10 protein-coding genes are annotated in these 11,969 nt (G+C 38.6%); 1 reads left to right on the top strand and 9 read right to left on the bottom strand.

What is annotated here, in order from left to right:
• Positions 1-84: 84 nt before the first annotated feature.
• The 3 genes from GQR87_RS05570 to putP all read right to left on the bottom strand — a co-directional run bounded on the left by GQR87_RS05570 (position 85) and on the right by putP (position 5,719).
• Positions 85-2,679, bottom strand: a complete 2,595-nt coding sequence (locus GQR87_RS05570; protein WP_158967346.1) for a glycoside hydrolase family 16 protein — start codon at positions 2,677-2,679, stop codon at positions 85-87.
• Between the two features lie 425 nt (positions 2,680-3,104).
• Positions 3,105-4,214 carry a glutamate 5-kinase gene (proB, locus tag GQR87_RS05565; RefSeq protein ID WP_158967344.1) on the bottom strand — a complete coding sequence of 370 codons (1,110 nt, stop codon included), beginning with the start codon at positions 4,212-4,214 and terminating at the stop codon, positions 3,105-3,107.
• 11 nt (positions 4,215-4,225) lie between these two features.
• On the bottom strand, positions 4,226-5,719 hold the full coding sequence (gene putP, locus GQR87_RS05560) for a sodium/proline symporter PutP (RefSeq protein ID WP_158967342.1): 1,494 nt from the start codon (positions 5,717-5,719) through the stop codon (positions 4,226-4,228).
• Between the two features lie 438 nt (positions 5,720-6,157).
• Here putP and GQR87_RS05555 point away from each other — a divergent pair, with 438 nt between their 5' ends.
• Positions 6,158-6,649 (top strand): MarR family winged helix-turn-helix transcriptional regulator, encoded by a 492-nt coding sequence (locus GQR87_RS05555; protein WP_158967340.1) that lies wholly within the window; start codon positions 6,158-6,160, stop codon positions 6,647-6,649.
• 8 nt (positions 6,650-6,657) lie between these two features.
• On the opposite strand, the gene GQR87_RS05550 is transcribed toward GQR87_RS05555, so the two are convergent.
• From GQR87_RS05550 to iscA, 6 genes are all read right to left on the bottom strand, one after another.
• A complete protein-coding gene (locus tag GQR87_RS05550; RefSeq protein WP_158967338.1) occupies positions 6,658-7,509 on the bottom strand; it encodes a LytTR family DNA-binding domain-containing protein in 852 nt (283 codons plus the stop codon).
• Positions 7,499-8,620, bottom strand: a complete 1,122-nt coding sequence (locus GQR87_RS05545; protein ID WP_158967336.1) for a sensor histidine kinase — start codon at positions 8,618-8,620, stop codon at positions 7,499-7,501. The genes GQR87_RS05550 and GQR87_RS05545 overlap by 11 nt, the downstream gene beginning before the upstream one ends.
• 204 nt (positions 8,621-8,824) lie before the next feature.
• Positions 8,825-9,163, bottom strand: coding sequence for an ISC system 2Fe-2S type ferredoxin (fdx, locus tag GQR87_RS05540; RefSeq protein WP_158967334.1), 339 nt, complete (start codon positions 9,161-9,163; stop codon positions 8,825-8,827).
• 34 nt (positions 9,164-9,197) lie between these two features.
• Positions 9,198-11,063, bottom strand: coding sequence for a Fe-S protein assembly chaperone HscA (hscA, locus tag GQR87_RS05535; RefSeq protein WP_158967332.1), 1,866 nt, complete (start codon positions 11,061-11,063; stop codon positions 9,198-9,200).
• Positions 11,064-11,090: 27 nt separating this feature from the next.
• The gene (gene hscB / locus GQR87_RS05530; RefSeq protein ID WP_158972885.1) at positions 11,091-11,609 is read right to left on the bottom strand and encodes a co-chaperone HscB; all 519 of its coding nucleotides are present in this window, start codon (positions 11,607-11,609) and stop codon (positions 11,091-11,093) included.
• Positions 11,610-11,630: 21 nt separating this feature from the next.
• A complete protein-coding gene (iscA, locus tag GQR87_RS05525; RefSeq protein ID WP_158967330.1) occupies positions 11,631-11,954 on the bottom strand; it encodes an iron-sulfur cluster assembly protein IscA in 324 nt (107 codons plus the stop codon).
• Positions 11,955-11,969 lie beyond the last annotated feature (15 nt).

Below are 11,969 nucleotides of genomic sequence, written 5' to 3'. Positions count from 1 at the left end.
AAATTTTATATAAAGCACGTTGCTGGCTGTTTATTAATGCCTAGTCAACGTACCTGTATTTAATATTCTAAATTTACTTACTTATTAAGGATTACCGATGTAAGCATTATCTACACGGTACACAGCCCCAGTACCTGATCCCCATGCTGGGTAAATCATAATTACATCAATCTGGCTGACATCTAATCCGGCATTTTGTAGTGCCTTTAAAGTAAATGAGTAGGTTTTCCATTCGCCAACAACAGGTTCTACTTCCGCTGAACCTTCAACAAGATCAAGTTCTACTTCAGAACTAGTGTCTCCTGATTCAACTTTAAACTTCCAGACAGATGTCGCATCGTCTGGTGACGCAATAACTTTCATATCAAAACTCACAACTCCAGTTTCAACTGCACTTGTTGCATCAAAATAAACGTCATCATTAGCAAGGAATCCCATGACTGTATCGCCATTCACCGAAAATTCAGCCGTAACACCATGAGCTTCATCATCAATCACAGTATTAGGAGTCGAACCTGCACAACAATCCCAGATAGTCCAATGTTCAGCTAAGCTATCTTCAAGTAATGTTAATTTAGCGGCTTCAGGGCTATAAATTTTCGCATTATCAATACGATAAGTTGCGCCAGCCCCTGTGCCCCATGCAGGGAAAACCATGACTACGTCAATTTGACTAACATCTAGACCAGCATCTTGTAGTGCTGCAATTGAAAACATATAGGTTTGCCATTCGCCAATAACGGGTTCAACACCAGCAGAACCGTCGATTAAGTCTAATTCCACAACACTTGTAGTTCCCCCAGCTTCAATTTTAAATTTCCAAACTGAAGAGGTGTCCGTAGGCGCTGTCATCAGCTTCATGTCAAAACTAACCATGCCGCCACTAACAATACTGCTAGCATCAAAGAACACATCATCTCCAGCTGAGAATCCCATCACTGTCTCACCAGTTATCGAGAACTCGATGGCTAAACCATGTTCGGCATCATCCATGACCTCAGCAGGCGTTGTTCCAGTACAACAATCCCATGCAGGCCAATCAGCATTTGCCGCATCGTCAAAAAGTACTAGCTCAGCTAAAGGTTGAGCAATTTTGACGTTGTCTATTTGATAAACAGCACCTTCACCTTGCCCCCATGTAGGAAAGACCATAACAATATCTAACTGAGATAAATCTAATCCTTTATTTGAAAAATCTTGGAGTGGGAAAGTAAAGGTTTGCCATTGACCAGAAACAGGTGCAACGCCTTCAATACTTTCTGTTAATTGGAAGTCAGCTGCAGAGGCAGCGTCAGCACTTTCTAGTTTCACATACCAAGATGCTGCAGTATCAATAGGAGAATCAATGATCTTCATATCAAATGATACAAAGCCAGTTTCTTCTAGAGGTGATGCATCAAACGGTTCAGTACCAAAGGCCGTTGATAGACGTGAGTTAAAACCCATTACTGTAGGGGCTTCACCAATAGTGAATTGTGCGACTGCACCATTTTCTGAATCTTGTTCGATTGTTGGAGTTGAACCACCACAACAATCCCAAACAGGCCAAATTGGGTTTGCTCTATCAGCAAAAATAGTTAGGTTAGTTGCTACACCACCGCCAATACCTGGCGCTTTGCCTTCAACAAGTGCATCATCAAAGCTATCGTAACCGCCTCTAACTGTTTCACAACCTTTACCGGTTTCTGGGTTAATCGCACATTCGTATACACGCACATAGTCGACTTCGAATGCGTTGTCGCCAGTAGCAAATGCATCGGCATCTACACCCAAATTATTCACATTTTCAGGCCAATCACCACCAACAGCAAAGTTGAGGATCAAAAAGAATTCTTTATCAAAAGGAGCACTATCCCAATGTGTGACTAACTCACCAGTAGTTTGATCAAAGTATTCTGTGAACCAACCAGTATGAGCTAATCCAACCGCTTCACCTGATGCTTTATAACGCACTTCAGATTGACGTTGAGTGGCATATAAATAATCATCCATATACCAGCGAATTTCACCTTCTTGCCACTCTACGGCATAGGTATGAAAGTCATCTGCGGGGTTTAATCCATCAGGTAAGCTATATGATTTACCTGATGATGAATTGTTAGGCCAAGATTTTCCATAATGCAGTGTGCCGTGGATTGCAGTTTCAACATTACCTTCATCATCACTAACACCTAAATTTACAGATTCAAAAATATCTATTTCACCCGATCTTGGCCAACCTCCATATTCTGAATCTGTTGGCATCATCCAAAATGCAGGCCAACTACCTTGCCCAGAAGGCGCTTTAGCGCGCATTTCTATACGGCCATACTTAAAATCGGCTTTATATTGGGTAATTAATCTTGCTGAGGTATAGGGCTTATCAGCACCTTCAACTGCCGGTAAGGCAACAATATTTAACATACCGTCTTGTATGAACGAGTTTTCAGCGCTATCTGTGTAACATTGCTGCTCCAAATTACCGCCGCCGTCACAGTTTATTTCGTGCGTCCACTTGTTGTTATCAATTGACGCCCCGTCAAATTCATCACTCCAAACCATTTGCCAATCTGAAACAGGCTTTGTTGGGTCAACTGCATTTGAAACCGTATTTGTTTCGGCTCCTCCTCCACAACCAAGTAATGTCATTGCTGATGCGCAAACCACTAATTGGGCGATATTTCGAGCTGCTTTATTCATTTTGTGTGATTCTCAAAATTTGGCTAAGAAACAAATTCAACCGCTATAACACTTGCCTAGTGTTTGTATCTTTTCGCGGATTGAACTTCTCCTCACCTTACATACCTAGATTGTTATATTTATTAGGTACACAGAGTGTCTGTACTCAAAGGTGATGATTAGCAAGCTAATCGCCGAGGATAATGAATTGGTTACAAATACTTAACAATTAAAATGCGCTATGAGGAAACGACTTTGCGATGTTAAATTAAAAATGAATATTCTAGCGACAAAGCGAAACAAAATAGCGGTGAAGTGAAGGGGTAAAATCACTGAACTGTAGAAACTTTTTGATCATAAACAAAAAAGTTTGTGCACCGTAAACGGCACACAAACTAAAGATATAATAAAGAGCGTTAGAACATGTAAAACAGAATTACACGAACTTAATCACCTTTTGACTCGTCTAAAAGTGCGACATTTTTTTCTGAGATAATGGGTCCAGAAGTGTATTCTGCAGGGCCAGCCTGTTCGTTGTTTCTATCAGCAAAGAAACTCAACAAACAACTACTATAATTTGATTTAGCGTTGGCTAACTTAGTGCCATCATCTTTTCGAACTAAAATAGTATCACCTACTAAAAAGTCACCTTCTACAGACAAAATTTCATCACTAGTCAGTTGTTCACTATCAGCATCTAAAACAGCATCAAAGTCATTTTCGACTACAACCTCGCCCTGTGCCTTAGATGTGTGTGTCATCCAATGTACATGCTCTTGCATAGGCACATCATAAGAACGGAAAATAGTACCTGGGTTTTTACCATCCAGTAACATATTAAATGGATGCTGGCTAAAGCCATTTACTATGTATGTATCTATACCATGTGAAGTGGCTTTTTCTGCCGCTTCAATTTTGGTTTTCATGCCACCAGTCCCGACATCACTCGTGACGCCACCAGCCATGGCATAAATTTCTTCAGTAATTTCATTTACCTCAGACAATATTTTCGCATCGTCATGAATATTTGGATTTTTATCAAAAAGGCCATCAACATCAGAACAAATAATCAAAGAGTCTGCATCAGCTGCAGCTGCCAACATGGCTGATAAGTTGTCATTATCACCCACTTTTAATTTATCAGTGGTGACTGTATCGTTCTCATTAAGAATAGGCAGAATGCCATGACTCAATAAGGTATCAATTGTATCTTTCACACTAATATATCTATCGCGATTACGTAAGTCGGCGTGAGTTAATAAAATTTGTGCTGTAGGAAAATCAAACAATCGATCCCAAGTTGCCATCATTTCTGTTTGTCCGGCAGCAGCCATGGCTTTTTTAACCGCTATAGTCGGTTTTGCGCCAGAAAACAGGTGGGCACCGGCAGCAATTGAACCAGAAGATACTAATACAACTTCTACACCTAAAGTTCTGCAACGCACTATAAATTGCGCAATATTTAACAAGTAATGACTACTACAGCCTTTTTTGTCTGGAGCAATAAGTGCACTACCCACTTTAATAACAATACGTTTCCAATTAAATTTATTCATAATTAGCTCCTTTAAGGTAATTTACTTTGCGCTATCACACTATCTGTTTCTTTAAACATAGATATCACAGCCTGAGATGGAGATTTGTCAAAGTAAGACACAAGCCAAATGGTGACACTACTTGCCAAAAATCCAGGGACAATTTCATACATCAGACTACTAAGTGTTTTGCCATTAATCATGACTGGTAGATATATCCACAGCAAGACTGTCACGGCACCAACTATCATTCCTGCGATAGCCGCTTTATAAGTTAAATTTGCTTTATACAAACTAAACAAAACTAATGGGCCAAATGCAGCACCAAAACCAGCCCATGCATTGCTGACTAAAGATAAAATACTATTATCACTGTCTAAGGACAATAACAAAGCAACCAGCGCAACACCTGCAACACCAAAACGCCCCATCATTACTGTTTTCTTTTCACTGATTGATTTAGTGGCATATAAGCGGTAAATATCTTCAGTTAGAGAACTAGCAGATACCAATAACTGAGATGAAATTGTACTCATAATAGCAGCAAGAATGGCAGCCATTAAAAAACCGCTAATCAGTGGATTAAACAACAATTCTGAAAACACAATAAATATGGTTTCGGGATCATCTAATGTCAAATTGAACTTATTTACGTAAGCCACACCAACTAAACCTGTCGCTAGAGCACCAAGAATAGTCACTGTCATCCAAGTCATACCAATATTACGAGCTGTACTGACATCTTTGATAGAACGAATAGCCATAAAACGCACGATGATATGGGGCTGACCAAAATACCCTAATCCCCAAGCTAAGCTCGAAATTAAAGCCAAGATAGTCACATTCCCCATAGATTCAGAAAAAGTAGGAATTGATTGGTAGGCGTGGCCTAACATTTCTTCAGTATTAGAAAACTCCTGCAATGCCACCACAGGAACTAATACAAGTGCTAGGAACATAATACACCCCTGCACAAAGTCAGTCATACTGACGGCTAAAAATCCGCCTAACAATGTATAGGACACAACAACCCCAAGGGTAATAATTAATCCTAAATGGTAGCTAAGATCGAAAGCCGATTCGAAAAGTTTTCCTCCAGCCACTAAACCTGCTGATGTATAGAGGGTAAAAAATAAAACTATAATAACTGCAGATACTATACGTATCTGACTTTTAGGTTTATCGAAGCGTTTGGCAAAAAACTCAGGAATGGTCAGTGAGTCATTAGCGACTGATGTATAAGCTCTTAATCGAGGAGCAACACATAAATAATTAACTAACGCGCCAAAGACTAAACCTATGGCAATAAAAATTGTTTCAAAGCCTGTGACAAACATAGCGCCTGGCAGCCCCATTAACATCCAGCCACTCATGTCTGAGGCACCTGCAGACAATGCAGTCACCTGTGGACTTACAGCTCTGCCGCCCAAAATATATCCAGAAAGGTCACTGGTTGAACGCCGGTATGCGAAGAGGCCGATGGCCAACATCAACAAAAAATATAGTCCTAAAGAGAAATAACTCATATCCGTCCGTTTATTAATTTGTGAAAAATTGAAGATGATGTAATTGGTTTAATTATAGCGGGGAGTATGAAAAAAAATCTAAAATTGTTCGAACAAAAAAACAGTTGAAGATCTGCTTTTTTGTGTATCAAAATACTTTTCATTTTACTCCGCGTTTAGTTAAACCATTCTTGTGAACTAATATTACAGCACTATTGATTCGTATTCTAACTATTTTTGGGTATTAATAACGCCAACTGGGTATAAAAACACTTGTTTTACAAAGATAAATGATAATAAACGGAAGAAATATTCCTTAGCACACTGCTACAAATTAGACTAATTACTCAACAAAAAAGCAAAAAATTGATTCTATGCAAATAATAATTAGCCGAAATATGATGCAAAATTTGTGTTTTTTGATAGAGTTCTCTCTGAATTATTTAAAGTAAAAATTATATGAAAAAATATGAAGAATTATTGGTATCGATGCGACGTATTATTCGTGCCATTGATTTATACTCAAAAAAACTGAGTAAAGAAAGCGGCTTAACTAGCCCTCAATTGATAGTAATGCAAGAAATTGCCGCCAATGATGGCATTATGGTCAAACAAATAGCAGAAAATATAAACTTAAGCTCTGCCACAGTGACCAGTATTTTAGACCGCCTTGAAGCTCGTAATTACGTAATTAGAGAGCGTTCAGTACAAGATAAACGAAAAGTTGGCTTGCATTTAACCCCTACAGGCCAACTGGCAATGCAGGGAGCTCCTACTCCTTTGCAAGAACATTTTATTAATCGTTTTGAAAAATTAGATGACTGGGAACAAACACAACTTATTGCCACTATGCAACGAATCGCAAAAATGATGGATGCTGAAGATATTGACGCAGCTCCGTTGTTAGAAGTGGGAACGATACACATGCCACCTTCAGCGACCAACAGCTAATACAAACTTCAAGTTCTGGTATTAGCTTCTCCCTGCCTAGCTTGAATGATTTTGGTCACCGCTTCGCTATAATTGCGGCTGACTTTAAGTTTTACTTGATCCCCTAAGTCCAACATACTTTCGTTATTCCTCAAAGGTTGAATACTTTTAACACTTTGTATATTGACCAAGGTAGACTTATGTATACGACAAAACATATTACTGTCTAATTCACTTTCTAAGCTTTTCATTGTGATACGCACAATAAAATTCTCAGCTGCAGTATGAATACACATGTAGTCACCTGCAGCATCGATCCAATTTATATCTGTCACGGGAACAAATACTTTTTCGTTATCTGAATTTTTAATCACTAATTCGTGGCGATAATTTGAAGGTAAAGGTTGAGAGGGGCTTTGTAACCATTCTTCTAACTCAGATATAGCTATGCCCGATGTTTCACCTAATGCTTTTAATAACCTAAACTTTTCACTATCTCTGTGTTTTGGAGTCAGTCTTTCTCTAACTCTGTCCATCGTTTTTTGTATCCGACCTAAATTAGCTGGTTTCATAATGTAATCGATGGCGTTCAATTCAAAAGCATCAAGGGCATACTCACTGTAAGCACTGACAAATACCACCATAGGCATCACATCTGCTTGTAAAACTTGTACTACTTCTAATCCATTCAGGCCAGGTAAACGTAGATCAAGAAATAACACATCAGGCTGCAAGGTTTGGCATAACTTGATGGCTTGATCTCCATCAGTGGCTTCGCCTATAACTTTTACATCTTGAATATTTTCTAAGCGTAAGCGCAAGCCTTCAATAGCTAAGGGTTCGTCATCAACAATAATGGCAGTAATAGAATTATGATTCATTTTTATGCAACTGACTAAATGGAAATGAGATATACACTTGTGTGCCTTCGGTTGAGTTTTCTATATTCAATTCACACTCTTGACTAAATAAAGTAGTTAGACGCTCTCGGGTGTTTTTTAAGCCTATCCCAAAACCATGATTTGACTTTACGCTTTCACCTTGACCATTATCTTCCACTAAAATAATTACATTTTGCTTTTCAAGTCTTGCCGAGACCAATATATGCCCTTTTTCTTTCCTTGTTTCTACACCATATTTTATCGCATTTTCAACAATAGGCTGCAAAAATAGAGTGGGAACTTCTGCCAACAAAGTGTCAGGAGCTACGTCAATTGTTACAGATAAGCGTTCACCAAAGCGGACTTTTTCTATAGACAAATATAAGTCTAATAAATTCAGTTCTTTTTTTAGAGTGCTTTTTTGCAAAGAGTTTTCATCTAATGAATATCTAAAAAAAGCACATAATTTATCTAACATTTCTGCCGCGACATCGTTATCTTTTTTATATATTAGAGTAGATATTGCATTCATAGTATTAAACAAAAAATGCGGATTTAACTGATAACGTAACATTTGTAACTGTGCATCTTTGGCGAAGGTTTGCGCCAACAATAACATTTCATGCTCTTTTTGCAGTTTAAGGTTATACAACATAATGAAAAATATTGCCGTCCAAATAAACATGGTCGATAAAGAAAATAAAAACCAGCCACCAAACTCCAGCATGCTCCATTGTTCGTACCACGCTTGGTTATAAACCACTGTTTTATATGAAGCCAGCTTAATAACATTAAATACAATACCTAACACTCCTGCACTACAAAAGCTTAGAAACAAGGTCTTTTTTAATGGTAAATGTACAATTTTCCGAATGAATAACCATTGCAGGTAACTTAATGCAAAACCACTAATCACTTCGATAGCGAGGTTTAACATTTGCCCTGATAGGTTAAAAGCAGGGTGATCTAACTGCGGGCGAATAATGGCAATAAAAACGACTAAAGCATAACCAATCCAACCACTAAACTGTAACGACCAAAACTGGAAACTTTGTTTAACAAAGGCTTGTTCACCTAATTCCAAGGTGTTTTTTTCTTCAATCTGCTGCATATTAATGGCTATTAAATTAAGTCGGATAACTAGGAATATAAAGTATTACACAATGTTATGTAACACATTCTTTTGCGACAACACGAGACAAAATTAGGACAAGATCAGAGCCCATTGATATTTTCTTGCTAAATTAAAAAAGGGTAATAACTTTTAAGATTATTACCCTTGATTAGCAATTAAAAATTGGAGTACTAACTGTGCCTAATGTCCTTCGCTAACCATATTGACAGTGTACTTAGGGATTTCTACCACTAAATCTTCATCTTGAATGATCGCTTGGCAGCCCAGTCTAGAATCAGGCTCTAAGCCCCAAGCTTTATCCAGCATATCTTCTTCTAACTCGTCACCTTCTTTTAAGGAGTCAAACCCTTCACGAATGACGACGTGGCAAGTAGTACATGCACATACTTTTTCACAAGCATGTTCGATACCAATGCCATTTTTTAAGGCTAAATCTAAAACTGACGTGCCTTTTTCACCTTCTAACACGGCGCCGTCTGGACACAATTCATCATTGGGTAAAAAAATTACTTGTGGCATTATTCGTTTCCTAATATTCGGTAAATTAAAGTCATTATATTTGGTCTACTGATTGACCAGAAAATGCATTTTTAATGGATTGATCCATTCTACGTTCTGCAAACACTTGGCTCAACTTATCTACTTTTTCAATCGCCACCTTAATCGCTTCTTTATCAGAACCTTTCGCTGTAGTTTGTAGCTCAGTTAAACCCGCTTCAATAATTTGTTTTTCTTCTGTACTTAACAATGCTGCAGCATCTGCATTCAATGCAGCCTGTAAGGTCTCATGTACCCTTGCCGCTTCTACTTGCTGTTCTTTTAACATACGCGCTTGCATATCTTGTTCAGCATTTTCCATCGAAGACTTAAGCATTTCGGCAATTTGATTATCTTCTAAACCATAAGAAGGTTTTACTTGAATTTGTGCTTGTACACCAGTGGATTTCTCCATAGCGCTGACACTTAATAAACCATCAGCATCCACCTGAAATGTCACCCTAATATGGGCAGCACCAGCAGCCATAGGCGGAATACCTTTAAGGGTAAACTTCGCTAATGAACGGCAATCTTTAATTAGTTCTCTTTCGCCTTGAACTACATGTACCATCATAGCGGTTTGACCATCTTTGAAGGTAGTAAATTCTTGTGCTTTAGCAATAGGAATAGTGGTGTTACGATGAATGACTTTTTCAGTTAAGCCGCCCATAGTTTCTATACCTAAAGACAAAGGTAATACATCTAATAACAGCATATCGCTATCGGGCTTGTTCCCTACTAGGATATCAGCCTGAATAGCAGCACCAATCGCCACAACTTTATCAGGGTCAATTGATGTGAGCGGCGTTGTCTGGAAAAACTCCCCCACTTGTTCGCATACATAAGGGACACGAGTTGAACCACCTACCATCACAACTTTTAAGATTTGTTCTTTTTCAAGTTCAGCATCTTTTAAAGCACGTCTACATGCACGTAAAGTATTCTTAACTAATGGCGCAATCAGTTTTTCAAAATCATTAATAGTCACAACAACTGACTGGGCTTGGTTGACATCATCTTCAAAAGTAACAGTCACACTAGACTCAGAACTTAATATTTCTTTCGCTTCTTTAGCTTTGTCTAATAATGTACGATGTAATCTTTTAGACAACTCACCAGTTAAATTTGTTTGTTGACGGATAAACTCGACCAAAACACCATCAAAATCATCACCACCTAAGGCAGAGTCGCCGCCAGTGGATAATACTTCAAATACACCTTTACTCAGACGTAAAATCGAAATATCAAAGGTACCACCACCTAAATCATAAACAGCAATAATACCTTCTTGGCCAGAATCTAAGCCATAAGCAATTGCCGCAGCAGTCGGCTCATTAAGCAAGCGTAAAACGTTAAGCCCAGCTAAAGTCGCAGCATCTTTAGTACCTTGACGTTGACTGTCATCAAAATAGGCTGGCACGGTTACTACAGCCCCTTGCAATTCATCTCCAAGAGTCACTTCAGCTCTTTGCTTCAAAGTGCTAAGTATTTCTGCAGAAACTTGCACAGGGTTCACTTCTCCTGAAACAACCTGCATAACGGGAGATAATGAAGAACCAGAAAATTGATAAGGCAAATTTGGATAAGCAGCTCGAATGTCTTCTACAGAGCGCCCTAAAAATCGTTTAACAGAAACGATGGTATTCACTGGGTCACTACTGGCTTGTTGAATAGCCTCTGCACCTACAATAGTACCTTGTGCAAGATAATGAACCACTGAAGGCAACAAATGTTGGCCAGCTGTGTCAGGTAAAGTTGATGCTTCACCACTACGAACGGTTGCGACTAAAGAGTTAGTTGTACCTAGATCGATACCCACTGCTAGTTTACGTTGATGAGGTACGGCACTTTGGCCAGGTTCAGATATTTGCAATAATGCCATGATTTAATTCGTTCTTTTTGTTTGAAGTTAAAAGTCGCTGAGTGCTTCTTCTTTTAGCTCTATTTCAGTACGCATCTTGTATAAGAATTTCAACTTACGGATCAACTCAGCCGCTTGTTGATTGGCTTCCTGCTGCAGATACGATTTTAACTGTGCTAATTCGCCGGAAATTTCTTGGCTAATGGCGCCATCTAAAGATTCAAGGGCATCTAAAGGTTCACTTTGTTGTTCTATCTCAGCTAATTCTTCACGCCATTCCATTTGTTGCATCAAGAATTGAGTATCTTTGATCGTTTGTTGTTCATGCTGAAGATCAATACCTCTTAACTCTAACAAGTACTCTGCTCTGCGCAGGGGAGACTTCAACATAGTATAAGCATCATTAACTTGTGCGTTTTTTTGCACTGCCAACAATTTTTCTTGTGAACTGCCACCTGCAAATTTATCAGGATGAGTTAAACGCTGAAGTGTTTGGTAGGTTTGAGAAACAGCTGCGAGATCAACATCAAAGGAAGCAGGGAGATTAAATAACTCGAAATAATTCATCAATTCTGATCAAATAAAAAATTAAACGTTAAAACTTTCACCACACCCACACTCACCATTAGCATTGGGGTTGGTAAACTGAAAACCTTCATTTAATCCGTCTTTAGTGAAGTCTAAATGAGTACCATCTAAATATACTAAGCTTTTACCATCGATAATAACTTTAATGCCATTATCTTCAAATACTTGGTCATCTTCATTAATTTCGTCAACAAACTCAAGTACATAAGCTAAGCCAGAGCAACCAGTGGTTTTAACACCCAAACGTAAGCCAATGCCAGATCCTCTATTTTCAAGAAAGGTACGGGCTCTTTGCGCGGCGGATTCAGATACTTTAATTCCCACTGGTTAACTCCTACT

Origin of the sequence: Paraglaciecola sp. L3A3, from assembly GCF_009796765.1 — a bacterium.
GTDB lineage: Bacteria > Pseudomonadota > Gammaproteobacteria > Enterobacterales > Alteromonadaceae > Paraglaciecola.
This window is presented reverse-complemented; position numbering and strand designations above follow the sequence as displayed.